The 24,877-nt window shown below is 44.4% G+C and carries 20 protein-coding genes and 1 pseudogene; 12 read left to right on the top strand and 9 right to left on the bottom strand.

Features of this window, described 5'->3' with window-relative positions; genetic code table 11:
- The 3 genes from A3735_RS02550 to A3735_RS02540 form a co-directional block, all read right to left on the bottom strand.
- The coding region (locus A3735_RS02550; protein WP_197485617.1) for a hypothetical protein at nt 1-473 on the bottom strand (473 nt) is incomplete at its 3' end.
- Between the two features lie 112 nt (nt 474-585).
- Nucleotides 586-1,641, bottom strand: coding sequence for a DUF2804 domain-containing protein (locus A3735_RS02545; RefSeq protein WP_068552826.1), 1,056 nt, complete (start codon nt 1,639-1,641; stop codon nt 586-588).
- 63 nt (nt 1,642-1,704) lie between these two features.
- Nucleotides 1,705-2,733, bottom strand: a complete 1,029-nt coding sequence (locus A3735_RS02540; protein ID WP_068514654.1) for a GGDEF domain-containing protein — start codon at nt 2,731-2,733, stop codon at nt 1,705-1,707.
- A gap of 411 nt (nt 2,734-3,144) precedes the next feature.
- Here A3735_RS02540 and A3735_RS02535 point away from each other — a divergent pair, with 411 nt between their 5' ends.
- Entirely contained in the window at nt 3,145-3,630 is a 486-nt protein-coding gene (locus A3735_RS02535; protein ID WP_156490441.1) for a hypothetical protein, read from the top strand.
- Between the two features lie 90 nt (nt 3,631-3,720).
- Here A3735_RS02535 and A3735_RS02530 read toward each other — a convergent pair whose 3' ends face one another.
- Together A3735_RS02530 and A3735_RS02525 are read right to left on the bottom strand one after the other, a co-directional pair.
- Nucleotides 3,721-4,548 carry an HDOD domain-containing protein gene (locus A3735_RS02530; protein ID WP_068512887.1) on the bottom strand — a complete coding sequence of 276 codons (828 nt, stop codon included), beginning with the start codon at nt 4,546-4,548 and terminating at the stop codon, nt 3,721-3,723.
- A gap of 113 nt (nt 4,549-4,661) precedes the next feature.
- Nucleotides 4,662-5,402, bottom strand: coding sequence for a DUF599 domain-containing protein (locus A3735_RS02525; protein WP_068514659.1), 741 nt, complete (start codon nt 5,400-5,402; stop codon nt 4,662-4,664).
- Between the two features lie 588 nt (nt 5,403-5,990).
- Here A3735_RS02525 and A3735_RS02520 point away from each other — a divergent pair.
- From A3735_RS02520 to A3735_RS02510, 3 genes are all read left to right on the top strand, one after another.
- On the top strand, nt 5,991-6,953 hold the full coding sequence (locus A3735_RS02520; RefSeq protein ID WP_068514660.1) for a triacylglycerol lipase: 963 nt from the start codon (nt 5,991-5,993) through the stop codon (nt 6,951-6,953).
- Between the two features lie 92 nt (nt 6,954-7,045).
- Entirely contained in the window at nt 7,046-8,152 is a 1,107-nt protein-coding gene (locus tag A3735_RS02515; protein ID WP_068514663.1) for a lipase secretion chaperone, read from the top strand.
- A 111-nt stretch (nt 8,153-8,263) separates the two neighbouring features.
- Nucleotides 8,264-9,142 (top strand): DMT family transporter, encoded by an 879-nt coding sequence (locus tag A3735_RS02510; RefSeq protein ID WP_068514667.1) that lies wholly within the window; start codon nt 8,264-8,266, stop codon nt 9,140-9,142.
- Between the two features lie 49 nt (nt 9,143-9,191).
- On the opposite strand, the gene A3735_RS02505 is transcribed toward A3735_RS02510, so the two are convergent.
- Nucleotides 9,192-12,023 (bottom strand): DUF349 domain-containing protein, encoded by a 2,832-nt coding sequence (locus tag A3735_RS02505; protein ID WP_068514670.1) that lies wholly within the window; start codon nt 12,021-12,023, stop codon nt 9,192-9,194.
- Between the two features lie 380 nt (nt 12,024-12,403).
- On the opposite strand from A3735_RS02505, the gene A3735_RS02500 reads away from it, so the two are divergent.
- Both A3735_RS02500 and A3735_RS02495 read left to right on the top strand, forming a co-directional pair.
- Entirely contained in the window at nt 12,404-12,895 is a 492-nt protein-coding gene (locus tag A3735_RS02500; RefSeq protein ID WP_068514675.1) for a regulatory protein RecX, read from the top strand.
- A 54-nt stretch (nt 12,896-12,949) separates the two neighbouring features.
- Entirely contained in the window at nt 12,950-14,572 is a 1,623-nt protein-coding gene (locus A3735_RS02495; RefSeq protein ID WP_068514677.1) for a long-chain-fatty-acid--CoA ligase, read from the top strand.
- A 30-nt stretch (nt 14,573-14,602) separates the two neighbouring features.
- Here the strand turns inward: A3735_RS02495 and A3735_RS02490 are convergent, their stop codons facing one another.
- Nucleotides 14,603-15,187, bottom strand: a complete 585-nt coding sequence (locus tag A3735_RS02490; RefSeq protein WP_068514680.1) for a TetR/AcrR family transcriptional regulator — start codon at nt 15,185-15,187, stop codon at nt 14,603-14,605.
- Nucleotides 15,188-15,380: 193 nt separating this feature from the next.
- Between A3735_RS02490 and A3735_RS02485 the strand changes: the two genes are divergently transcribed.
- Nucleotides 15,381-17,582, top strand: coding sequence for a penicillin acylase family protein (locus A3735_RS02485; RefSeq protein WP_068514682.1), 2,202 nt, complete (start codon nt 15,381-15,383; stop codon nt 17,580-17,582).
- Nucleotide 17,583: 1 nt separating this feature from the next.
- Here A3735_RS02485 and A3735_RS02480 read toward each other — a convergent pair whose 3' ends face one another.
- Nucleotides 17,584-18,051 (bottom strand): DUF1499 domain-containing protein, encoded by a 468-nt coding sequence (locus A3735_RS02480; RefSeq protein WP_082872067.1) that lies wholly within the window; start codon nt 18,049-18,051, stop codon nt 17,584-17,586.
- A complete protein-coding gene (gene plsB / locus A3735_RS02475; RefSeq protein WP_068514686.1) occupies nt 18,041-20,527 on the bottom strand; it encodes a glycerol-3-phosphate 1-O-acyltransferase PlsB in 2,487 nt (828 codons plus the stop codon). Before plsB ends, A3735_RS02480 begins: the two co-directional genes overlap by 11 nt.
- 252 nt (nt 20,528-20,779) lie before the next feature.
- On the opposite strand from plsB, the gene A3735_RS30145 reads away from it, so the two are divergent.
- From A3735_RS30145 to A3735_RS02450, 5 genes and pseudogenes are all read left to right on the top strand, one after another.
- Nucleotides 20,780-20,998, top strand: a complete 219-nt coding sequence (locus A3735_RS30145; protein WP_068514689.1) for a hypothetical protein — start codon at nt 20,780-20,782, stop codon at nt 20,996-20,998.
- Nucleotides 20,973-21,923, top strand: a complete 951-nt coding sequence (locus A3735_RS02465) for an ABC transporter ATP-binding protein (protein ID WP_068514691.1) — start codon at nt 20,973-20,975, stop codon at nt 21,921-21,923. Before A3735_RS30145 ends, A3735_RS02465 begins: the two co-directional genes overlap by 26 nt.
- A complete protein-coding gene (locus A3735_RS02460) occupies nt 21,920-22,654 on the top strand; it encodes an ABC transporter permease (RefSeq protein ID WP_068514694.1) in 735 nt (244 codons plus the stop codon). Before A3735_RS02465 ends, A3735_RS02460 begins: the two co-directional genes overlap by 4 nt.
- Nucleotides 22,655-22,666: 12 nt before the next feature.
- Entirely contained in the window at nt 22,667-24,586 is a 1,920-nt protein-coding gene (locus A3735_RS02455; RefSeq protein WP_068514696.1) for a Gldg family protein, read from the top strand.
- Between the two features lie 13 nt (nt 24,587-24,599).
- Nucleotides 24,600-24,877 (top strand): annotated as a pseudogene (locus tag A3735_RS02450) (glutamate racemase); the annotation flags it as partial.

Raw genomic sequence — 24,877 nt, 5'->3', positions numbered from 1 at the left:
TGGTAAAGAATGCCTGATATTAATTCGGCATATATCGGTAGCTCAATTACTTTGTCTATGCCTTTGTTTCGCTGCTCCTTTAGCTCTAAAGCTTTGTCTATGAATTCTTCAAAGTCTTTTTTGCTGATGATTTGGTTCAGTAAGGTTTCTTGATGTTTTTTTGATGTAAATAGAGTGTCGGCTGCCTCACCCGCAACTTCGGCGATGGCACCTGGAATACTTGAGCTAACGACGTTTTCGTATATAACTTGTTTGATTTGTTTAGCGCTGACAAACTTATTTAGATGGATTTCTCCTACAGCTTTCAGTAAAAACTCAGTCTCTGAATCGCATAGCTCAATAAAACGATCGGAGTTAAAGCACTCAAGTTCGTGCTTTAAATGTAGCTCTAATAGCTGTTTTGAGAGTGAGGGGAGCTCACTTTTATCATTTGCTGTGTCGTGCTTGGTTTTGTTTGCTTGGCGCTTAGTCATAATAGACTCCTGTAATATAGCTTACAGTTGTACCCTTAATGTCTAGAGGCGTCAAATCAAAAGTCTATTTTTGCTGTTGATGTGTCGTAATTAAATTGTCTAGTATGGACGTTTACCACTTAGAGTACTGATCTTCGACAAAACCATATTGAGATTCAATCTCGTAGCGTTTGCCTTCAGCGGTGATTAAGTGCCCCTTAAACTTGCCGAATATTTGTTTGAAGTTTGTGGCCATGAAACCGGCATTGAGGTGTTCCTTATGCATTCCTTCAGGCACAAAGCTTAGATCAAGCTGTCCGTTTTCACAGCTGATTCTCCACGCGGAGCTTTCTTCATCCCGGTCATATCTGAACTGAACTTGAGGTAGTTGATGGAGCTTATCGCCAACCCAAAAGCAGTTTTCAGAATAGCCTGTTTCATTGACGCCCCAAGACACATTGAGCCCGAGCGGTGGCTTATCTTCTGATCTATCGGCTGTGGAGTAAGATGCGCCGGAAAAGCATGCCCAGTTCCAGAATGTTTCTCGACGCATGTACCCAGCCGAAAAGTCATGATGCCCATAACAAGCAATTTCATTTAGCTTGAACTTGCCGAGAGCACAGTGAACTTCACCGCTAGCAGGAAGTGCTGCCGTTTTTTGAGCATAGACCCAGCCATTGACTGCGGTCGGTGTACAAAGAGCCATTTCCTCAAAGCTTGGTTTCTCTATGGTTTCGGCCTGAATGTTGAGCTCCGAGCCAAAACCAATCTCGAGTATTTTGCGCCGCTCGCCCTGTGAGTTAAGTTGGTAGCGCATTTTGATACTATGCTTGCCTGACTTGAAGCTTGATATGCCATTATCGGGACGGTTCGTCATATCTAGCCCGAGTGCAAAAGGTTTTTTGAATTGCCAAGTAAGCATTTTTTTATCTGAAGTTCGATAGATATAGACAAAAGCTGCGCCCAAATAGCGTAAGTCAGCTAATGCGCAGCCAAATATCAGGTCACCACTTATGCCGCCGAAATATTGAAAGCGTTTAAAATTGAAATGGCGCTGCCACTTATTGGCGCGTTTGTTCATTGGTGTTCGATAATCTGCGTCATTGATATTAATTTCATTGACGGCGTGTTTGAAGCGTCCTAAATGAGGCTTCCCGTGAGAGTTGATCAGAGAGTAGGGTTGAAGCATAAGTGTTACAGTTGTTCTAGTTGTTATGGTTTGTTTTGGGGGCAGAGTCTAGATCGTCAGAGATTAATCCCAGAAGTCGATAGAGCTCTCTACGGGTTCAACGGCTTCAAGTAAGCCTTTTTCTAATAGCACTTCATACGAGTTAACCTGGTTACGACCATTTTGTTTTGCGTAGTAGAGCGCTTTATCTGCTTTGGAGAGTGTTTCTACAGGGTGGTCGTTTTTGCTTAGGTCGGCAAAGCCGATGCTAACGGTAACCTGGCCAACCTGAGGGAAGCGGCGAGCCTCTATCGCTGCTCTGCAGCGTTCGAGAACAACCAAAGCTTGCTCTTTCTGAACGTCTTTTACCAATACCACGAACTCTTCACCACCGTAGCGGAAAAACAGGTCTTGCTGTCGGAGGACGGACCTGACTGTCTGTGAAAATAGAACTAGCGTCTCGTCACCAATTGCATGGCCGAAGCGATCATTGATAGATTTGAATTTATCGATATCTAGAATGGCAATCGCTTTAAAGCTGGTATCCTTTGCATGCAGTACATTGTGTTGTGAAAAGGCAAGGTCGGAAGAGACTTGGTCAAAAGCTTGACGATTTAAGATGCGTGTAAGCGGGTCATGGCCTTTTTCGTGCAAGTTGCGAAAGATATCGACAGCGATTTGCAGAAAGCCTACGAGAGTGTTTTTAATATCCTGGTTCTCGTAGCGGTGGCGCAAAACAACCAGGTGAGACACGCTTTTGTCATATAACACTACCGGAATGACGATTTTAAAACGCGTTCTGCTTTCAACCTTGTATACCTCTTCTTTAGAAATATAAGCCGACAGCATGTCCATGTCGTTATTTAAATAGATGTCGTTGGACTTCCCGCTACACTCTATGCCGATAAGAGTGGTCGTTTTATGATTGGAGCGCCGTGTAGCTTGTAGCTCATAAACTGACAAATCGACGCGTTCGAAATTATTGATAAGAATGTCATCGAGTGCTGTGACAAGTTCTCTAATGTTCGATTGGCTGGTCAAGCTTTTTATTAGAGTAAATAGCTGCTCTATTTCCATAATGGAAGGTCTATCACAAATAGAAGAAACGACCATTATCGTTATTCTCTGCCATAAAACCAAGTAAATTAATATAGAAGACGTTAACAATTCGTTACATTTTGCAATTGTTTACCAACAGACCGCTCATAACTTATTGGCTATGATTACTATATCGAATTTAGGTGAGACGATTCAGGCCCGTCTTTCTTCAATTTAGGTTTAGATTTCATGTGTACTTATTTATCCCGGACATTGTCCGGGATTTTTTTTGCCTGAATCTTACCGTTTTCCCTCTCAATGCTTATTAAAACTTCGACTGCTTCAAAATTAGAGTGGCTGCTTCTTGGTTTAGGGCTTCACTATATAGTAGTCTTTCAGTCTTTGTTGTTTCGGGTTGCTGGCTTAAAGCGTTTGCATTTAAGTCGCCCTGGCTTTGCTAGCGTCAAGGATGCACTAATAGATCTTATGAAAAAACTACTGCTTACTCTGATTCTTGTTCTTACGCCGGTACTGGCTTTTGCTGAATTCAAGTTGGAACACTTAGGGCTCGACGACTTAAGTGTGGAGGACTTCTCCTGGAAAAATATCTCTGACCTGGAGGGGTGGACGCCTCGTTATACCTATGTTGTTGATGATAACTTGATTGGCCGTACCCATTATATGGGAATGTCATTTTTTAAACGTCAGGGTGCAGCGCACGAAGGAATCACTTTACGAGGTGGTTTTGGGCATTTTGGTGAAAAGATTAACCTCAGTTACACCAGTGGCTTCTCTTTGATGGGAGTTGATATGGGCTTGTCTTATTTAATATTGGACAAGGATAATCTACGACAGCATGAGAACGAGATTGAAGGCTTAGGTCTAGAGCTAGGTTTGCGTTTTTGGGTGGTCCAGTTGATAGCCTTACATATGGATGAAACCTCTTATGTTTCTTTAGGTTATGGTTTTTAATGGTAGCCGATTCAAAAAAATGATCTTTTCGGTTTTCTATTAGGCAAAGAAAAAGCGCTCAAATGAGCGCTTTTTGAGAGATTATCTGACTTAGTCTTTCAATAACTCTTCAATATCATCTTCCGCTTCTGCAAGCTCAACTAACTCTTCGAAGAAAGATACCAGATTGATATCAATTGGCTTAGCAATGTCCACCGGGAACTGAGATAAAATTTCTTGCTTTTCTTGCTCGGCTTTAAACGCTTCATTTAAGTAGTCGGCCAAGTAAACGATGCTTGAATAAGCGGAATACTCTTCAAAGTCGTTAGGGGCAGCCTGTTGACGTATTCCATTTACAATTTCTGTTGGGAAGTTCCAGCGTTTGGCAAGTTCCGAGCCTGCTTGCGTGAAGTCATAGCCAAACTGGTTGTCTTGTAAGTCAATTCGATTAGCGCCTGATTCAACTAGCTTGTCAATTTTAACGGCAGACTCTTCATGATAAATATGAATTAGTAGCTCGCCGATGTTACGCATCATGCCGATTGTGAAGGCTGTTTCAGGGTCTGAGTCAGTGTGTTTAGCAATTAGCTTGCTGATGCTGGCAATCATGAAACTATCACGCCAGAACTGTTTTTTATCAAAGCCCGGGATGTCTTGGAAAGCACCAGTAATACCAGAGGCAACGACTAAGGTTTTCAGGGTATCGATGCCGAGCATCACAACTGCAGAGTCGATTGAGGCGATCTTACGTCCTGCACCATAGCGCGCGGAATTGGCTAGACGCATAATTTTGGCAGAAAGGACCTGGTCCATCTGTATTTTTTTTGAAATCTCATCAACATTGGAATGAGGATCATTAAACTGCTTGATCAGTTCTTGCACCACTTTCGGGATGTTGGGTAAATTTGGGCTTCCTTTAAATAGCGATTCTAAAGACATTCCTGTAACTCCTACGCGTCAATTGCCTTTGTTTTATATTTGTTCTAATGAGTATAGAAAAAGCCCGCGATCGGTAAAGAATAGACTTGTGACTTTTTGTTTTTTATTGAGTTTTAGCGCATTGCTTGAGACAGCTCTTCTTTACCCACCAGGATTTTAAGTGTGGATGACTTAAATTCACGACGAAATAGAATAAAGACAATAAGGGTGCTGGCGACCATAAATACCCATGGGTTGATAAACCAGGTCAGCATGGCGATAGAGAAATAGTAAGTGCGTAAGCCACTATTAAAGTTGTTAGCGGCCATGGAGGCCATGGAAGCCATGCGTGAAGCAAGCGCCTCCCTCTCTTCATTACTGCAGTCTTCACTAGGGGTTGGCGCCCCGCCAACCATAATGGTTACAAAACCATATTGGCGTAAGCTCCAGGTAAACTTGAAGAAGGCATAGACAAAAACAAAAATTAACGTAATGACTTTGATCTCCCATTCCGAGCGATCGGTGGGGACTGCGAAGGGGAGCCCTTCTATGAGGTGTATTGCTTTTTCAGTTGAGCCTAAGATGGTTATTAAGCCAGCGAGAATAAGCATGGTCGTTGATGCAAAAAAAGAAACACCTTTTTCAAGGTTCGCAATTGCAGCATTGTCAGCGATTCTCATTTCTCTAGTCAGGACCCGGAGCATCCACTGAAACCGATACTGGTGAAGTTCGGATGCAAGGCTCGGAGAGTCTTCGGTGCTTCGGTAGCTTCGAGCACTGGCGTATTTCATATAGCCATTAAAGCAAACTAAAAACCAGATAATGGCTAGTAGGTTTAGCCAATTGTCGCTGATAAACAGCGTGAGGGTTGTCATAGAAGCTCCAAGCAGGGAAGTATATCGATTAGTGGTCAGATTGCTTAGGTCGTTTAAGCGCAGGGAGCAATTCTAAAGAACTAAGGTTCAGGGATCAATTTACAGAAAATTTTTAGCTTGGGTGCTTATTTATAATTGTTTGGTGATTTGAGAGCAATCACCCAAATGGGGGGAATTGTTGAAAATAATAACGGGGTCTAAGTTAGCGGTTGCGCTTCTTGAGCTCTGGTTTTGAGCTGTGAGAGGATTGGTTTGTAGAAACGTTTTCTGTAGCAAAAATAGTTTTTCAATAAACTTTGCTACAAAACATGAGAAATAAATATAACAAGCTCAATACATACTATTGGATTTAGATAATTCTTTATATGCGGTAAGAATTAGTAGTTCTGGTTTAGTGGTTCTGGTCTAGAAAAACTGAATGCGCATTATTTATAGTGCTAGAAGCTTTGGTTTAGAAAATAATTGGTTAAAAAATGTTCGTTTGTGATCTTGTAGAACCTTTTTTGATTGGTTTTTTGTCAAGCTAGTCTTAAGCGCTATTGAATAAAGCGACCCTGATTAATAAAAACAAATAATAGGCAAAACAATATGAAAGCTAAAAATAATAAATTTGGCCAAGCTAAAAGCTGGCTTTTACTCACGGCACTGATGGTCTTTAGTGCTCAAGCAAGTGCAATTTGTTGGTGGTGGCAGGATTGCGACGCCTACGAAACAAAATACCCTATCGTTCTAGTTCATGGTGTTTCGGGCTTTAGCGATATTTTAGGTATCGATTACTTTTATGGTGTTAAAAGTGCTCTTAAAGAACGTGGTGCCAAGGTTTATGCGCCGAATGTGACTGCATGGGATGATGCATACCAGCGTGGAGAAGACCTTATTGCAGCATTGGAAGATCTTCGTGCGGCGACGGGTGCGCAGAAATTCAACTTGATGGGCCACAGCTTGGGTGGGCCAACTGTACGCTATGCAGCGGGCGTAAGACCTGACTTGGTTGCTTCGGTAACGACTATCAATGCGGTGAACTTTGGTTCTGACTTCGCTGATGTTGCTCGCGGTATCGTTCCTGTTGGTGGTGGCCTTGAAGCATTGGTCGAAGGATCTCTTAATCTGCTTGGTAACGTAATTGATGCCTTGTCAGGCAACCCTGAGTATGCGCAGGATGCGAAGGCCTCAGTAACGTTCATGACATCGCCAGGCGCTAACCAGTTTAACGCTTTATTCCCGGATGGAAAGCCTAGCTCACGTTGTGGTGAAGGTGCATCTAAAGTAAATGGTATTCGTTACTACTCATGGGGTGGTGATGCGACATTTACCAATGCTTTAGATATTTCAGATGCGTTCTTGATGTTTACGGGTGCAACGATCAGTGGTGCGAACGATGGCTTGGTTGAACGTTGTGACCAGCATTGGGGAGATGTTATCGGTACGCGCTATAACATGAACCATATGGATGCAGTGAATCATGTCTTTGGTATTCACCATCTGTTTGAGACTGATCCTCTAACTTTATATAAGAATCAGGCATCACGCTTGAAGTCTGCTGGACTATAAGCCTTTTACAGCTCCTCTATGCTTTTAGGGGAGCTGTTTTCAGCAGCTAGTAGAACTTCTAACTTTCCAAGAACATAAGGTATCGCTTGTCAATGACTCATCAAACCAAACTAGTTAAGAGAAGCTTTCTATTGGGCGGTGCTGGCGTAGCAGCATTGGCGATGATTGTAAGTACTTTTGTATTTGATGAAGGGGGGGCGGCTCATACTAGTCTCCTCAGTCTGAATCAAGGCAGCAGGTTATCTCAGCTTGAGGATCGGCCATTGGCGAGTGATCAGGCTGAAGGTGTTCAGCTTATCAATGCCCTTGCATACGAGAGTCGACTAGGTACATTGCCTGACTCGCTTCAAGGGACTCAAATGCAGCAAAGTCTGCAGGTGGATGACCAGGGTAACTTACGTATCTCCAGCGATATCAAAAGAGTGTTTGATTACTTCCTTTCGACCATTGAGGAAGAAGAGTTGGATATCGTGCTGGCTAGAATTGATGAATACTTGAGTTACTATTTGCAGGAGCCTGCACTGACTCAGTCAAAACAGATCTTGGCTCAGTATATCTCACTAAAGCAAGCGCTGTATGACTATGAACTCAGTCGCTCAGAGTCAATTAAAGGCATGATGGAGAGCGGAGAGTTAATGGCCGATAAAGGTCGTTATGTCGCTTTGTTAAGTGAGCAGCTAAATGCTCAGTCAGAAATGCGTGCGCAATATTTGGATGCAGAGGTCTACGAGGCATTTTATGCCTCAGAAGAGGCTTATGATCAATATACTCTGGCTAGACTAAGTGTAGAAGCTGAGGAAGGCTTGAGCGAAGAAGAAAAAGCTCAACGACTAGCGCAAGTCGATGCTCAAGCGCCTTATGACATTATAGAGTCCCGTAGAGAGGCTCGTATCACTGACGAATTAAATGCCCGTGTTGCCAAAATAGAAGAAGAGGGTGGCGGCTATGATGAAGTCAGAGCGGTTAGGGTTGAAATGTTTGGTGTTGAAGCAGCTGAACGTTTCGATACTTTGGATCAGGAGCGCGCTCAATGGCAAGCGCGTATTGATAGTTTTCTGGATCAACGACAAGAAATCCTATTGATAGAAGGCTTGAGTGCTGAAGAGCGTCAGGCTCAAGTTGATACATTACGTGCCAGTCAATTTGACTCACGCGAGCAGATTCGAGTGAAAGTTTACGAGCGCAAAGCTGACGTTTAGCCCATCTATTCATTGAGCACTGAACTAACTTTGTGTAGCATCCTCTGTGTTTTAAACATGTGAGGTTGCCGTGCTTATCGAGCGTTTATTCTATATTCGCTGTTCTAGAAAATGAAACAGCTTTTCTTTGCCATGCCTATCGGCATGCGCTACATGATTCTTAGTGCGCTGGGCTTTGCTCTGATGGCTGCTTGCGTTAAAAAAGTCAGCTTGTTGGGTATACCTGTTTTGGAAATCGTTGCTGCGCGAGCTTTGGTTTCCGTGCTCCTGAGCTATGTCGATGTAAAACGTAAGCGCATTTCCCTTCTGGGCAATAATCGCCCCTTGTTAATGCTGCGCGGCGCAGTGGGAACGTTGGCGTTAGTGTGTGTATATTATTCTGTGACACATATGCCTTTGGCTGAAGCCACGGTTCTACAGTATTTACATCCGATTTTTACTGCCATTCTAGCGACTTTCTTTCTTAAGGAGCGATTGCAGTGGTCTCTTGTTATCAGTATCGGTTTTAGTTTTATTGGCTTATTGCTTGTCGCAAGACCTGCTTGGTTGTTTGGCGGAATAGGGACGGACATTGCCAGTTTTGCCTTGATGGCTGCGGTGTTAGGTGCTTTTGGGAGTGGTGTGGCCTATGTTATTGTCCGCAAGCTCAGTCAGACGGAAGACCCTTCCGTGATTGTATTCTACTTCCCTATGGTCGCTTTGCCATTTTCTCTCGTGTTATTGGGGGACGATTTTGTCTTGCCGACAATGGAAGCTTGTTCACTTTTATTTTTGGTCGGGATCTTTACACAGGTCGGGCAAATTGGCTTAACCAAGTCAATGCAAACGGAACCTGCAGGAAGGGCGACAGCGTTTTCTTATCTGCAGGTAGTTTTTTCAGCATTGCTAGGCTGGCTTGTTTTTAGTGAAGTACCAGACATCTGGGTGTGGCTGGGTGCTGGAGCGATACTGGCGGGCGCAATTATTAATATGCTGTCCAGACAGAAGTGAAGCAAACCGGGCGCTCTGATAGATGAGCACCCGTCTCGCTTAGTTAGTCTTATTGAGCAAAAAGGTGTTGAATTGTATTGTCAATTCGAGGCTCAAGTTGGCTGAACTCTTCTAGTGTCGGGCCAACCGAGTCATACCACTTTTGTAAGCTTGCGCTAAGTTGTTGCTCTCGGCTTAGGTTTTCACCTGATGAAGACATTCCTTCTGAAAGCCTGCTAACTTGTAGCTGCATGCGCAGCTCTTTGTCACTTTCCGGTGACTCGATACCTGCAGCGATCTCACAAGCTATACACAAAGAACGTGCCTCTTGAAGTGTCACGCAACGCTCGGGACTTACCGAACCAGCTTTGACAGAGATCCATAAAGTTTTAAGAGTATCTTCCTGAGCTTTAGGAAGCTCAAGTTGCGAGGCAAACTCATCATCAAGGCTCGCATCGGCCTGAGTATTATTGTGATAGACCTCTCTACAGAGCTTAGCCTTACGCTGTACTTCTTGCCAAGCTAATAGGTGCTGCCTGTTTTCTTGGCCAGCGATAAGTTGCTTAAGTTTTTTGAGTAAAGCTTCAAAACGATTTTGAATTTTTTCCAGAGCTTTGCCTTGTACTGAAGGTAGGGACTTATATTCTTTACGGTACTCGCTTAATCTGGCTTTGAGTTCGCTAAGGTTGGTATCGCTTAGGGAATCGAGTTCAGATTCGATACGAGATAGAAGCTCGTTCGCTGCGTTTGAAGCCTTATTCGCCTCTTCTTTCTTTTCATTGCGAACTTGGTCGCGGCGGGCAAATATCTGGTCGCAAATTGCGCGAAATGCTTGCCAAAGCTCTCTTTCTTTCTTATAAGGCGTGATGCCAACCTTTTGCCAGGCTTGTTGTAAGTCCTTTGCACTTTGTATGGCTTGTTCAAGGTTTTCAAGCTCTATAAGCGTCTGCGCCTGATCAATGATTTCTTGCTTCAAGGAGAGGTTCTTGTCTCTTTCTGTATCAAGTTTCTTATCAAAGGCTTTTAAGAGGGCATTGAACTGTTGTTGCATTGGCTTATTGGTTTTGAAATCAACCGGGTAGGCTTCTTTCCATTCAAGGCGAGCTTGTCTGTTAATTTTTTCAGCGCCTTTCCAGTCAGCGTTTTCCCAGTCATTGTTATCAATGAAGTTGCTTAACTCTGTGATGATTTGTTCGCGCTTTGCGGAGTTGTTCTTTTTAAGTTGATTCTGTTCGTCAAAAAAAGCATGGCAAGGTTCGTAAGCCTTGTCGGCCGCTTCTTTAAAGCGCTGCCATAACGATTGGTCTGAAGCACCACCCAAGGTTTTCCATTCCTTTTGCATTGCTTTGATTCGATCGGCTTTATCGCGTGGCTCGATATGTGTGTCGACGAGACGCTCCATTGATTCGCACAGCGCCAGTTGGCGAGGGTTTGATGCATAACCCTGCCAGTCGCGCAGGTCGTTCAACTGGTTAATTCTGAGGTTGAGCATGTTGTGATACTGGTCACTTTGCTTGCTTCCCAGCTTACTGATTTGTCGCTGGATATCTTTGAGTAAAGAGTTGGATTTTTTTAGCTGTTTATCTTCCAAAGACTTGTCGAGTTGCGTGACTAATTGGGAAATCTTGCTTTCAATCTCTTTAGTGTTCTCAGCGACCTGTTGCTTAATTTCAGCAGAATGCCCCAGCGCTTCATTGCTTTGGGAAATAACTTCTGGTTGTGCGTAATCTTTCGGCCAATTTACCTGCTTAAGAAGCTTACGAATTCTTTGGTTGAGCGTATCGAGTTGCGTGCTGTCTTTTTTACCCTGTTTGCTAAGTTCGTCGATCGATTCCTTTAGCTCGGGCTCAGCTTCTTTCAAGAGCGTAAGCGCTTTATAGTACTGACGAATCTCACTCATTAATACTTGATAGTGCTTTGCCTTGTTCTTCTCGACTTTTACATTGCGAGTGACTTCGAGCCAGCGGTTTTCCTGAGTTTTGATTAGCGCGTCAATTGCAGAGATATCATGAAATGAGGGGACCTCCGTGGTGAAGCGCTTAAGTGTTTCAGACAATGTATACAAAGTCGCTTCTTGCTCATCACCACCGGTTTGGATTAAGCGCTCCTGTTCTTCTGCTTCGAGCTTTTCTTGGGCAATTTTATCAATTCTTGCTTGGCACTCAGCTTGGTAGTGAGCAAATTCTTTGCGTTGTGTTTCGTTAGCACTGAGGCTAACTGCCGCCCAACGTTTGCTTAGGTTAAAAAGCTTGGCATCGTAGTGCTGAAGAACCTCGGTTTTTGCGAGGGCGGTAATGTCTGCTAGTGCTTTCTCTATATCTTGTTGCTGTTGACTTCGTTCAGCGATCTGATTGCGGATAGTGGCAAGCTTGGACTTGGCTATATGATAAACCGATTTGTCCTTACCCTTTGCCTGACTCAGCAGTGTGCTTAAGTCTGCTTCTGTTTCGATAAGCTCAGCAGCGGCTTGTCGGAGTTTTGCCATTTTTGCTTTTACTGCAATTTCTAGCAGTGATTGCTTATCTTCAATCCGAGCCAAACCGCTTAGGAAAGCATCTGCCTGATTCGACTTAATGATCATTTGAGTAAGTATTTTATTGTCAGTAATTAGGTCGAAAATACTCAATGACTGAGCGTTAGCCAGCTCGTATAACTTTTCTTCAATTAGAGGCTTTAGTTCGTCTTTAGACTGCGCGTGAAGCGTGATCAGTGCTTGAGGGTCAGTTAAGCGTGATGTGGCGCTTTTTCTGACGGCTACTTGTTCATCGTTTTGTGCAAGCTGAAGTAATATTTGATGATCTTCATTCTGGCCAGGGTTGAGCTCTTTGATTGCTTCAAGTCTGGTTGCTGTATGCTTGCTTTGCCATTTTGGTTTGAATAGCTTGGAAAGAAAAGTAGCCATGCTGGTATCTCGCTTATCTCTGTTTTTAATAATGCTCTTGTAAAGTGTTAGTCCTTTCGAAAAAGGAAACCGTTTTGTCTTAAGACTTTGAGAGTGCGAAAAGTCGAATTCCTACTGACATTGTTGACATAGGAATCTGCTGTTTTTCACGTTATAGTCTTAATTAACTGAACGAGCTTGGATATATTTAAACTCGTTCCAAATGTTGCACCCTGAGGCTTTTGTTAGCTTCAAGAGAGCAATAGGCTCGGGCATTCTAGCGCAGCCTCGCGTAAAAATCTCCACTATTCTCTGGTATTTAGCGGGATTCATTACGTGACGAGAGCCGTATAGGGCCAATATTGAAAAGAGTCGCAGGGCTTTATGGAAAAACGTGATAAATGAAGAGAGAAGCAGATCTCCAAAGTGTTAAAAATAAAGCCGTAGATCTTCTATCTCGTCGCGAGCATAGTGAACATGAGCTGCGCGAAAAGCTGCAAGGTAAGGGATATGAAGAGGCTCTGGTGGAACAGGCAGTTCAGTCGATGCTAGACGCTGGCTACTTGAGTGACGAACGATATGTGAGAATGATTATTCGTAGCAGCTATGAGAAGGGGCATGGGCCACAGAAAATACGTTTCAAGTTACAGCAAAAGGGTGTGAAGTCTTCAATGGTGAATGAGGGCTTTGAAGCGTTTGAGGGTGACTGGTTTGCCTTGGCTCAGTCTTTACGATTACGAAAATTTAGAGAGCCGCTCAATGATAAAGATCGGGCGCTTTACTACAAAGAGAAGTCTCGACAAATGCGCTTTCTAGCTGGACGAGGTTTTACGATGGAGCAGATATCCTTTGCGTTTGAAGTGCATGAAGATGATGAACAATATTTTGTGTAACTCGCCAATAGATTAATAAATAAGAACAATATTTATAACAAGAGGATGTAGCAAATGATCTCAACCATGATGGATCAGCCTTTAACCATAACTTCAGTGATGGAGTTTGCTGACAAAATTTATCCCCAGCAAGAGATTGTCTCGGTTACCGCAGATCAAGCAAGCTTTCGCTATACCTATGCAGAAGCTTTTCAACGAACGCGTCAGTTAGCTAATGCGCTAAAAGGCTTGGGTTTAAAGCAGGGTGATGTGGTTGCAACGATGGCTTGGAATGATCATCGGCATCTCGAACTTTACTATGCGATTTCCTGTTCAGGTATGGTTTGCCATACGATTAATCCGCGCTTATTTGATGAACAGATTGAATACATTGTTGAACATGCTGAAGATCAATGGCTATTCGTTGACTCCTTATTTGTACCTAAGCTAGAGCAGTTACAAGAGAAAATGCCCAATGTGAAAGGTTTTGTCGTATTGACCTCAGAGGCGAAAATGCCTGAAACCTGTTTACGCAATGTCCAGTGTTACGAAACGCTTATAGCTAAATACGAACCAGAATTTGACTGGCCTGAGCTCGAAGAATCCACAGCTTCTGCCTTGTGCTATACCTCAGGTACTACTGGTAACCCAAAGGGGGTTGTCTATAGTCACAGGTCAACAGTTCTTCATAGTTATGCCAGTAGCTTACCGGATGCCTTTGGCCTTTCGCGCCAGGACGTGGTGATGCCGATTGTTCCCATGTTTCACGTTAATGGCTGGGGGATCGTTTATTCAGCTCCCATGGCTGGCGCAAAATTAGTGATGCCAGGTCCTAAAATGGCTGATGGTGAGACTCTGACCAAATTAATCAATGACGAAAAAATATCGATGTCGGCAGGCGTTCCGACAGTGTGGTTGGCCCTGCTTGCCTATCTGGGTGAAAGTGGTGAGTCAATTGACAGTCTCAAACGTGTGACGGTGGGAGGAGCCGCCTGTCCACTTTCAATCTTTCAAACCTTCAAAGACAAACACAATGTAGATGTAGAGCATGCTTGGGGAATGACCGAGATGAGTCCGCTCGGCACTTATAACAAAATGTCAGCGGCTGATTTTGAGTTGCCGGAAGAAGCGATTACTGAAGCCTTATTACGTCAGGGGCGTCCTATTTTCGGAGTCGACCTACGTATCGTTGATGAAGCTGGGAAGGAATTGCCTTGGGATGGAAAAAGTGCTGGTGCCGTGCAGGTTAGGGGGCCATTTATTACAGAGGGCTACCATAAGTTGGAGGGTGAATTTGCTCCGGGTGGTTGGTTCGAAACAGGTGATGTAGCCTATTTGGATACCGAATCACGAATGCAAATTACTGACCGGACCAAGGATATTATTAAATCGGGTGGAGAATGGATTTCCAGTATCGAACTAGAAAACTTGGCAATGAATCATCCAGATGTGGCTGAAGCGGCAGTGATTGGTGTTGCTCACGAGAAATGGACGGAGCGTCCTTTGTTGGTGTTGGTTAGAAAACCGAATGCAGCACTAAATGAGCAAGAGATCCTGTCTTTCTTTAACGAAAAAGTTGCCCGCTGGTGGATACCCACTGCTTGTGAATTCGTTGAAGAATTACCGCATACGGCAACGGGAAAACTCGATAAAAAGGTGATTCGAGAGCAGTTTAAAGGTTTCGAATGGAAAGAATGATAATTCAGGTCAGAGTAAAAATGCCTGTTTTTACTCTGGCCCCAATTTTTGAACTAAGCCTCTTGCGAGTTCCTTGTTCTTTTGGTTGAGCTTTGGGTCGAAGCCAATGTTCCCCATCCAGCCTCCACCAAATGATAAACACATGATGGAGTAGGCTGTTTGCTCAAGCTCTTTTTCATCTATGTTAGGGTTTAGTTCGGCTAGTTCCTGCTTTAGCCCTAGCAGAAAGAAGTCGTAGATAGACTTCACTGCCGCTTGTACATCTGGGTCGTAAAGGCTTACGGGTAACAAGGCAGCCACCAGACGTGTTGCCGGTAGGTTGTTAAACGCTTCGCTAAATATGTAGTCAAAAGCCGCTTCAAAACGCTTTTCCGGTTCAGCTACGTTCATGCTTTGTTGAACACTGTCTTCAAACTTGCTGATAATTCTCTTTACACCAGCTTCAATAAGCTCCTTGCGATTACCGACATAATGACGAATCATCCTCCTGGCCATGCCAGCTTCTTCAGCAACCATATCCAGTGTCATACCTTGCAGTCCTTTCGTTTCGACGCAGCGTTCAAAGGCATCCAGGATTTCACTGACTCGTTCTACTTTTAAGCTCTTTCTTCCCATTTCTCTTCCGTTAAATTGATGGGCCTATCTATGGCTAGGGATTCTAATGCCTAAAGAGATCTAAATCATTCGTTTCAATAATAAAAAAGAATATAAGTGATCATGAGTGGGAATTTATGTTGAAAAAAAGCATTTTGGGTTATATATTCCCTTTAATGGGAATTTAAATGTTGTTTTAGTCCGAGGTGCATAGATGTTTAATAAGAGACGTATCAAAGTTCGCGGGCCTCAGCCTTCAGGTTTGTCGATTAATCGTGATGAGGCTGGAGTGCCTCATGTCAAAGCATCATCTTTCAAGGACGCCCTTTGGGGGAGCGGTTATGCGCATGCAATAGATCGTGGCACGCAATTGCTAATGATGCGGATACTTGGGCAGGGTCGGCTAACGGAGCTGCTTTCGGATACTGAAGAGTCTTTGGCAATAGATAAGTTCTTTAGGCGAGCAAATTGGTATGGCAATTTAACGCAAGAGTTGAATAAGCTCGATGTCGTCTCACTATCACAGATTCAATCCTACTGTGATGGTGTCAATGCGGGCTTTTCAGCCGGTGAATTTTCTTTAATGAAGCTCTTGGGTTATCAGGCAGAACCTTGGAAAGTGCAGGATATTATTCTTATATCGCGAATGACGAGCTACCTGACTTTGGCGCAATCGCAGGCGGAAGTAGAACGTTTCTTTATTGAATTGACGCAATCAGGCGTCTCTACAGAAGCTCTGGCTGAACTATTTCCCATTGACGTTAAGCGTTTTGACCGTGAACTGGTGGAGAGTATTCAGCTTCAGGAACGAATTGTTCCGCGTGAAGTGATCTGGAATCAGGCCTTGCCTAGAATGATGGCGTCTAACAATTGGGTTGTCGCAGGCAGCCGTACAAAATCTGGGCGAGCAATCATGGCCAATGATCCTCACCTGGAAGTAAATCGTTTGCCCAATGTTTGGTGTGAGCAAAGCTTATCATGGAGCGGCGGTTCGCTAATCGGAATGGGGATGCCCGGTTTGCCTGGTGTGTTGGTTGGTCGCAATAAGCAGGTTGCTTGGGGAGTGACTTATACCTTCATGGATACGGTAGATAGTTGGGTAGAAGATTGTAAGGGTGGGCAGTATCGGAAAGACGGTGCTTGGCATGATTTCGCTACTCGCAGAGAGGTGATAAAACGGAAAAAGTCAGCGGATGTTGAGCTTTGTTATTACGAGAATAAGCATGGCGTACTCGAAGGTGATCCGGCTATCGCGGGTCATTACATTGCTACGCGTTGGGCTGCTGCAGATTCAGGTGCTGCGTCTATTATGGCTGCCTTGAAGATGGGGGATATGTCTTCAGCTGCAGAGGCAATGGCTACCTTGGGTAAGATCGAGTCAGCCTGGAACTGGGTGATTGCTGATTCTGAGGATAACATTGCTTATCAGATGTCGGGTCTAATGCCTAAGCGCTGTGCTGGTTGGAATGGGTTTGTGCCAATATCGGGCTGTGATTCAAACAATGATTGGCAGGGTCTGGTGGATATAGAAGACTTGCCTTGTGCCTATAATCCCGAAAATGGCTATTTAGTCACGGCGAATCAGGATCTAAACCACCTGGGGCGTGTTGATCCAATTAATATGCCGATGGGGGATTACCGAGCGAGTAGAATTGAAGAGGTATTGGCGAGCCATAAAACGCACGATATCGAATCAATGAAAGCTCTGCAGATGGACGTTTATTCAAAGCAAGCAGGGTTGTTTCTAGATATTCTATTGCCGCTGCTGGAATCAAATGGTGAAACAGGTGAACTCTATCAGATGCTTAAGCAATGGGATCACCGTTATGACCTGGACTCTATAGGCGCTCCAGTTTTTGAGGCATTCTATGATTTACTGAGAAAAGAAGTCTTTGGTTTGCAGAGGATAGGTTTGGGTGGCGATGTGATTGAGCACTTATCCCAGGATAGTGGATTGTTTATCGATTTCTATCAGAATTTTGACCGTATATTAGTGAGCGATAAATCTGCCTGGTATTGCGATATCACACGCGATGAAGCCTACCTTTCAGCCTTCAATAAACTCAAAGCACTAAAGGAGCCGTTATCGAAGAAGCATAATCAGAGTTGGGGAGAGGTGAATACTATTGCTTTGAACAATATTGTATTCCAAGGGAAGCTGCCGACCTTTCTCGGTTTTGATACTGAGTCGATACCCTTGCTGGGCGGGCGGGCAACGCCTCACCAAGGTCAGGTTTATCGTAGCGCTGGGCGTGACACCAGTTTCGCGCCATCGGTGCGTTTGATTGCTGATATGGGCGAGTCAAGCTTACATACTTGTTTGGCAGGCGGTCCTTCAGATAGTCGCTTCTCGCGATGGTATAAGTCCGGATTAGACGATTGGCGTGTCGGACGTTATAAAATCCTGGATAGCTGAGCTAGTCCGTGGGTGAGATAACTTGTTTTGTTAGCAAAGACTCGCGAAGTTGTTCTGTTCTTCGGTAGTTAACCAATAGGTCAGATATTCCTAGTAGAGAGCCTGAACGTACATTCAATGTTTCTGTATTAGCTTGATAAAGTACCTCGAAATAGTCGACAAAGCCAAATATTTGAGAATAACTTTTTGCGTAAATATAGCCCTGATATTGATGTGAAATCTCGGTGCGAGGGAGCTGGTTTACACTAGCAACTACATGTGGCCACGCCTTTTCAAAAGGCATGGATAGGGAAAACTGATCTATTTTGTGAAAAAAGGTACTTGCTTCAGTTGAGACGCAATTAGGCAGTGGTGGGCACCAATTGAGACTAGGTTCAGGATCACTTTGTTGTAGCGGGCTGACAGCGCAGCCACTTGTCATCGCTAGCAGAGTAAGGCTGACATAGAGAGCACAGTTCTTAGGCTTCAAGTGCTGTCACTTCCATAATTGCCTGGCGGAGTTCTGCGTTCAGAACAAATTTTGCTTCCTCTATTACACGTTCAACATCTTCACCGTATACCAACTTATTGGCGCCATTAAGTGTTAAGAATTCCTTTTTTTGCAGCGTTGCAATGAAGTTTCGGAACAGTGCTTTGTCAAAAAACTCCGGGGCATTGAGACCAAAGAGAATCGACATGCGTTCAGCCATAAGTGTACTCTGTTTTTCAAGTTCTTCGGCATCAAGCTTCCCTGAACCACTACGCGTAAGAATGGCAACAACTATGTAGTAGCGTTCCAAGGTCTGGATGATCAAACGAGATAAGATGGACAAGTTTACGAAGGCCTCACTGCCGCTTGCCGGACGAGTAATGTACTCACCGTTGTCAATTACCAGCTTGTGTTGGATGAGTACTTTTAGCCAGTCTTCAAATACTGTTTCGACCTCGTCACTGCTCCAGCGAAGGAAAAGTTCTGCCTGAATGTAAGGGTAGATTGATTTGAACAGGCTATATAGCTGAGTTTTCTCAATGCGACTGTTATTTTGCATTAAACAGGCGATCAAAGAGGGGATTGCGAACAAGTGAAGTATATTATTTCGGTTGTAAGTGAGCGACACAGCATTTCTATCGGTCAGGCTAATAATGTCGCCCAGTTCTTGTTTTTGCCTCTCGACCAGGTGCATATTTTCAGCGTACTCAATCCAGTCAAAGCCATCACCTTCGGCAAAAGTGATATCTTCGCTGTAAGGTTGTTCTTTTAACAGGCTATTGAAGCAGTTCATTACGCGGCCTAGTACTTTCGCATCCATGGCATAGCGTTCGGTTGCCAGTAGTACCAAGGCAGTGAAATTAATAGGATTAATCGCAGCGGAGCTATTGATTCCGGTAACGATTTCCTGAGAGAGCTTGTCGACAAAACCGGACAACCATTGCGGTTTCTCGGTTTGCATTCCCGTAAAGTCTCGCCAGTTTTCTTGGTGTTGGTCCAGGTAGGCCTCAAGGTAGATAGGTTCACCAAAGTTCAAGCTAACTTTACCAAAAGAGCGGCGTAGGTTTTTAAGTGATTTGAATAGGCCAAATATAGACTCTTTTTGCTTCTTGTTGCCACGAAGCTCGCCTTGATAAGAACTGCCCTCTAATACTTTCTCATAGCCGAAATAGGTGGGTACAAAGGCGATAGGCTTTTGTTGGTCACGGAGATAGGAGGTGACAGTCATCGCTACCATGCCAGCGCGAGGCGAAAGTGTGCGTCCTGTGCGGCTTCTACCACCCTCAACAAAGTACTCTACTGAGTAGCCGCGTTTGAAAATGGTGTGGATATACTCAGAGAAAACCGTTGAGTACAGAGGGTTGCCCTTGAAGCTTCGGCGCATAAAGAAAGCACCGCCGCGGCGTAAAATTGAACCGACAATAGGAAGGTTTAAGTTAATGCCCGCTGCAATATGTGGCACCATGATTCCCTCTTCAAATAATTTGGAAGAAAGTAATAGGTAATCGATGTGGCTACGATGACAAGGTGCGTAGACGACAGCGTGATCTTTGGTGACATCACGGACTTTGTCGACATTGTTAGCGCTGATACCGTTATAAATCTTATTCCACAGTTTATTGAGTAAACGTTCAAGAAAATGGATGGTGGATATTTGTAAGTTGGAAGCCAGTTCGTCTGCGTAGCTTAAAGCTATTTGTCTGGACTGGGCTGGTGTCTTACCTTCTTCACTGGCGTGTTTCTCAATTGCGGCTTTCACTGGGCCGCTATTAATAATGCCGTGAACGAGGTTTTGTCTGTGAGATAGGTTCGGGCCCAGCACGGTTTGGCGTACACGACGAAAGTGAACACGTAAAATACGAGCGGCTTTTCGAGCACAAATCTTCTCGTCTTGCTTACTTTCCTCGAGCATTTGTTGCACAGAAAGTGGCTGATTGAATTGTACTAGGCTGCGACGGCCGTGAAGGAGTATTATCAAGAGCTTTTTGAAAGGCCCGGATACCGCCCAGCCGTCAGAAAAAAGTAATCTAAACCATGACTTTTCTTTTTCGGGGGAGCGACCCCAAAATAAAGTGACCGGAACAAGTTGAACGTCCAATGGGTCTATATCGGAATTTTTATTGCTCTCGGCAATGGTCTTGACGATTTGTTTGAGCCGATTAGTGACCATAGGGGTTTGGCGTTTTTTAAACCAGTTTCCTTGACGTTCATACAAGAAGAAAAAAGAGCGCCTAACCGAGTTTTCATTGAGTTTGAGTTGTGCTTGGGCAGAAGGGAGTCCAGACTTAATGCAGCTGTTTTCGAGGACGAGACGAGCAGAGAGTGAGCTGTATTGTAAAACATAACAAACCGGCTTGTTCGGGTCTATTTTAAGGCTTTCCGTGTCGGCACCTTTTACTTCAACGCGAACCCACAAGAATAGAATTTTTCTTAGCAGGCTAAATAGTAAAGAACTTAATCCGAAAAAATGACTCATAAACTAAGGGTCTCCGTTTAGTTCAATTATGTGCAGTACCGGGTTGCTCTACTACAAGCATTCAGCGTCTTAACTTCTGTATATGGGCTGAATCATGTAATCGAGTTGTCGAGCAGTATATGTTGGTGGGCTAGTTTATAGGCAAGCCTGCCCCAAGGCAAAATTCACTTGTTTGCTGTCGGCCATAAATCACAGCTCTGTGGCTGCTTTATCTCAAGTCTTTCACATATTTGTAACCGCAAGGTTAAATCTGTGGGGCAAAAGATTACTACCTTGAAAGCTTTGCTGAAAACACTTGAAATTAAAGAGTACGCTCTCTATATTTTCCTGCCGGGCCTTACGATCAGAGAAGACCCGTCGACTCGCATTGTAGAAGAGTCTGTCGTGAGTCAATATGTTAATCATAACAATATGAATCTAGAGTTAATTCAATTCAGAGTAAACCATGATACAAGTTTCCAATCTTACTAAAAATTTTGATGACTTCTGCGCTGTAAATAATATCAGCTTTACTGTCAAACCTGGTGAAGTCTTAGGGTTTCTAGGGCCAAATGGCGCAGGTAAATCAACAACAATGAAGATCCTGACAGGGTTTTTGGCACCCAGTGAGGGGCAGATAGCGGTAATGGGACATGATGTTTTATCGGACCCGATTGCCGCCAAGAAAGAAATTGGTTATCTGCCTGAAGGTGCACCTGCTTATGCAGATATGACGGTTATCGCATCACTAAGGTTTATCGGTCAGGTGCGAGGTTTTTCTGGGGCTCAGCTGCAGACCCGAATTGACCAGGTTGTGGAAAAGGTCGCGTTGGAACCGGTTCTGAACAAGAAGGTAGAAAACCTGTCGAAAGGTTATTGCCGCCGTTTGGGGATCGCCCAGGCCTTGATTCATGATCCCAAAGTGCTAATTCTGGATGAGCCGACTGATGGCTTGGACCCAAACCAAAAACATCAGGTTCGACAGTTAATCCACGATTTGTCAGAAGACAAGATTGTTATTGTCTCGACGCATATACTTGAAGAGGTGAGTGCGGTTTGTTCTCGTGCCATGATTTTGGCTCAAGGAGCCATCGTCTTTGATGGAACGCCTGAAGAACTAGCTGCCATGTCAGAGCATCATAACGCGGTGACAGTCAGGCTTTCAGAACATAATGAAGACATTATCAGACAGCTGCAAGCTTTACCGCAGGTTGAATCAGTTGATAGTGACTCGACAGGTTCAATCAAGGCTTACCCAGTGAATGGGCAGGCGATTCTTGCACCAATTAACTCCGTGTTACATGCCGCCAATTGTCAGATAGAAGAACTGCATGTCGAGACGGGGCAGTTGGATGATGTCTTTAGGAAGGTAACAATCGAAGCAGAGCAGGCTGCTCGTACGGGAGGTCGCTCATGAACGTCATGAATATTGTATTAAAAAGGGAGTTGGCGAGTTATTTCTCAACGCCTGTCGCTTATATCTTTATCGTTATATTTCTAATGCTCAGTGGTGTGTTTACTTTCTATTTGGGGCATTTCTTTGAGCAAGGTCAGGCTGACCTTGGGGCTTTCTTTAACTTCATTCCCTGGCTATATCTTGTTTTGGTGCCTGCAGTGGCGATGCGCTTATGGTCTGAGGAACGTCGCAGTGGCACCATTGAGTTGCTAATGACTTTACCTCTATCTACTTTGGAGCTGGTGGTTGCCAAGTTTCTTGCGGCGTGGCTTTTTATCGGTCTGGCTTTGCTTTTGACCTTCCCTTTATGGATAACCGTTAACTATCTTGGGGAGCCTGATAATGGCGTGATTTTCGCTGGATATATTGGTTCATGGCTAATGTCTGGTGGTTTTTTGGCGATAGGTTCATGCCTGTCAGCAACAACGAAAAACCAGATAATTGCCTTTATTCTAACCTTGGTGGTGTGCTTTCTAATGGTGGTAGCAGGGTTTCCAATTGTTCAGGATGTTTTCTCGTCTTGGGCGCCGTTGTGGTTGGTTGATGGCTTCGCTAACCTAAGCTTCCTGACTCACTTCGATGCGATATCCCGTGGTGTTATTGATTTGCGCGATTTTGTTTATTTTCTTGTGCTCATTTCGGCCTGGCTCTATGCCACTGTTTTGGTCGTTGATATGAAGAAAGCGGATTAAGGGGAGATAGACATGACTAATTTAAAATCATCTAAAGGTTTATTGATTGTATTTATTGCCATGTTTGTGGTGATTCTCGTGAGCTCCAAACTGCTAAGCGGTGTTCGCTGGGATTTGACTGAAAATGGTTTGTATACCTTGTCTGACGGCACTAAGAAAATAATTAAAAGTCTTGATAAGCCCGTGAACTTAACCTTGTATTTTTCTGATAAAGCGAGTTCACAGCTTCCTGCTTTAAGGACTTATGCTCAAAGAGTCGAAGAATTGTTGCAAGAGTATGTAGGTCTATCTGACGGGAAGCTCAGCTTCGAAAAAGTAGATCCTGTGCCTTTCTCGGAAGCTGAAGATGAAGCTTCCTTGGCTGGCTTGCAAGGCGTGCCAGCAGGTTCCCGAGGTGACGAAATTTACTTTGGCTTGCGTGTACAGAATGAAGACGGCGCAGAAGAAGTGATTCCATTTATGCAGCCAGACAAAGAGGCATTCCTTGAGTATGAATTGACGCGTTTGATCTCGTCTCTGTCAAAGACGGCTTTGCCTAAAGTCGGAATTTATAGTGGCGTGGAAATCAATGGCGGCTTTGATTATATGACTCGACAGACACGTCCAGCTTGGTCGATTGTCGAATATATGCAGGAAGGCTTTGAACTGGAATGGATAGAAGACAATGCCACCGAAATTCCTGAGGTGGATGTGCTCTTGCTTGTTGCACCTCAAAACCTTTCAGATAGTTTGTTGTTTGCGATAGATCAGTTTGTCCTGAAGGGTGGGAGAACCTTGGTATTTCTCGACCCGTACTCTGAGGCACTTGCCGGACAAAGCGGAATTCCTTCTGTACAACGTTCAGATCTTAATAAGTTGCTGCCTGGCTGGGGTCTCCAGTTGCGCGAAGATGTGATCGTGACTGACTTCGCAAACTCTATGGTTGTCGGGCTTGGACAGAACCGAAATCCGGTGCGACATATTGGCTTGTTAGGGATGGACCCGAGCACGGCGAGCTCAGGCGAAGACATTGTCTTGTTCGGATTAGAGAGCATGAACTGGTCTTCAGCGGGTATCCTGGATAGTCTTGAAGACCGTCAGACGGAAGTGAATGTCTTGTTATCGAGCAGTGAACAGTCAATGCCACAAAAAGCTGAGCTCTTAACAAATCTGCAAGACCCTCAAGACTTATTGAATGACTTTGAACCAACGGGCGAGCGCTATGCCCTTGCTGTAAGAGTTTCAGGGAAAGCGAAGACCGCTTTTCCTGAAGGTGTAACAGTGCAGAAGCAGATCTTATCTGATAGCGATGAGCCAAATGCTGAGGGCGACTCTTTGGATGCCGAAGAGGTTCAGAAAACCGAAACAGTTAGCGAAACGCTTTTACCGGAAATAAGCGAAGGTGAGGCGCTTAACTTGATGATTGTTGCGGATTCAGATCTACTGACAGATCGACTGTGGATTCAGGTTCAGAATTTCTTTGGTCAGCAGATTGCCACGCCTTGGGCCGATAATGGTAGTTTCCTGGTTAATGCTCTGGAAAACTTTTCGGGGCATCCGGAGCTAATTCAAATTCGTAGTCAGGGGCGCTTTAATCGTCCTTTTGATAAAGTTGAAGATATACGTATGGCGGCTGAAGAGCGCTTCCTGGAGCAGCAAGAGTTGCTCGAAGAAGAGCTTCAGGCAACTGAGAGTAAGCTGATGGATCTGGAGCGTTTACGGGGTGAAGGTGATGGTGCTCTATTTACTGATGAGCAAGCCCAAGAGTTAGAAAGCTTTCAGGTTGAGAAGCTTAAAATTCGTAAACAGTTGCGAGATGTTCAGCATCAGTTGGACCAGGATATTGAAAACTTGGGTACGCGTTTGAAGTTGATTAATATCTTTTTAGTGCCTGTACTAGTTTGCTTGTTTGCGCTATTTGTCGCAATGCGCAAGCGTTCTGTGCAGCGCTAAAAGGCCTCACCCTTTGACACAGTCGCCCGCTGCTCGCTCGATTCTGGTACTAGATTCCGGAGTAGGGGGCTTGAGTGTCTGCCAATCGATTCTGGCGACAATGCCAGAGTTGCAAATTATCTATTTTGCAGACGACGCTTACTTCCCTTATGGTTTGTTGCCGGAGCAGGTGCTTCGGCAACGCTTAAGAGAAGTTGTCTCGGCAATGTTGCTCCAACATAAGCCAGAGCTGGTTGTTCTGGCTTGTAATACTGTTAGCACCCTAGTCCTGCCGGATTTACGGGCGGAGTT

Source organism: Oleiphilus sp. HI0061, assembly GCF_001635675.1.
This window is presented reverse-complemented; position numbering and strand designations above follow the sequence as displayed.

Bases quoted from the DNA above. Each gene is read 5' to 3' on its own strand.
- A3735_RS02510 (WP_068514667.1), top strand. From the start codon at position 8,264: ATGAAACAGCTTTTCTTTGCCATGCCTATCGGCATGCGCTACATGATT.
- A3735_RS02495 (WP_068514677.1), top strand. From the start codon at position 12,950: ATGATCTCAACCATGATGGATCAGCCTTTAACCATAACTTCAGTGATG.
- A3735_RS02500 (WP_068514675.1), top strand. From the start codon at position 12,404: ATGAAGAGAGAAGCAGATCTCCAAAGTGTTAAAAATAAAGCCGTAGAT.
- A3735_RS02525 (WP_068514659.1), bottom strand. From the start codon at position 5,402: ATGACAACCCTCACGCTGTTTATCAGCGACAATTGGCTAAACCTACTA.
- plsB (WP_068514686.1), bottom strand. From the start codon at position 20,527: ATGAGTCATTTTTTCGGATTAAGTTCTTTACTATTTAGCCTGCTAAGA.
- A3735_RS02515 (WP_068514663.1), top strand. From the start codon at position 7,046: ATGACTCATCAAACCAAACTAGTTAAGAGAAGCTTTCTATTGGGCGGT.
- A3735_RS02465 (WP_068514691.1), top strand. From the start codon at position 20,973: ATGATACAAGTTTCCAATCTTACTAAAAATTTTGATGACTTCTGCGCT.
- A3735_RS02540 (WP_068514654.1), bottom strand. From the start codon at position 2,733: ATGGTCGTTTCTTCTATTTGTGATAGACCTTCCATTATGGAAATAGAG.
- A3735_RS02545 (WP_068552826.1), bottom strand. From the start codon at position 1,641: ATGCTTCAACCCTACTCTCTGATCAACTCTCACGGGAAGCCTCATTTA.
- A3735_RS02485 (WP_068514682.1), top strand. From the start codon at position 15,381: ATGTTTAATAAGAGACGTATCAAAGTTCGCGGGCCTCAGCCTTCAGGT.
- A3735_RS02530 (WP_068512887.1), bottom strand. From the start codon at position 4,548: ATGTCTTTAGAATCGCTATTTAAAGGAAGCCCAAATTTACCCAACATC.
- A3735_RS02455 (WP_068514696.1), top strand. From the start codon at position 22,667: ATGACTAATTTAAAATCATCTAAAGGTTTATTGATTGTATTTATTGCC.
- A3735_RS02490 (WP_068514680.1), bottom strand. From the start codon at position 15,187: ATGGGAAGAAAGAGCTTAAAAGTAGAACGAGTCAGTGAAATCCTGGAT.
- A3735_RS02520 (WP_068514660.1), top strand. From the start codon at position 5,991: ATGAAAGCTAAAAATAATAAATTTGGCCAAGCTAAAAGCTGGCTTTTA.
- A3735_RS02505 (WP_068514670.1), bottom strand. From the start codon at position 12,023: ATGGCTACTTTTCTTTCCAAGCTATTCAAACCAAAATGGCAAAGCAAG.
- A3735_RS02535 (WP_156490441.1), top strand. From the start codon at position 3,145: ATGAAAAAACTACTGCTTACTCTGATTCTTGTTCTTACGCCGGTACTG.
- A3735_RS02460 (WP_068514694.1), top strand. From the start codon at position 21,920: ATGAACGTCATGAATATTGTATTAAAAAGGGAGTTGGCGAGTTATTTC.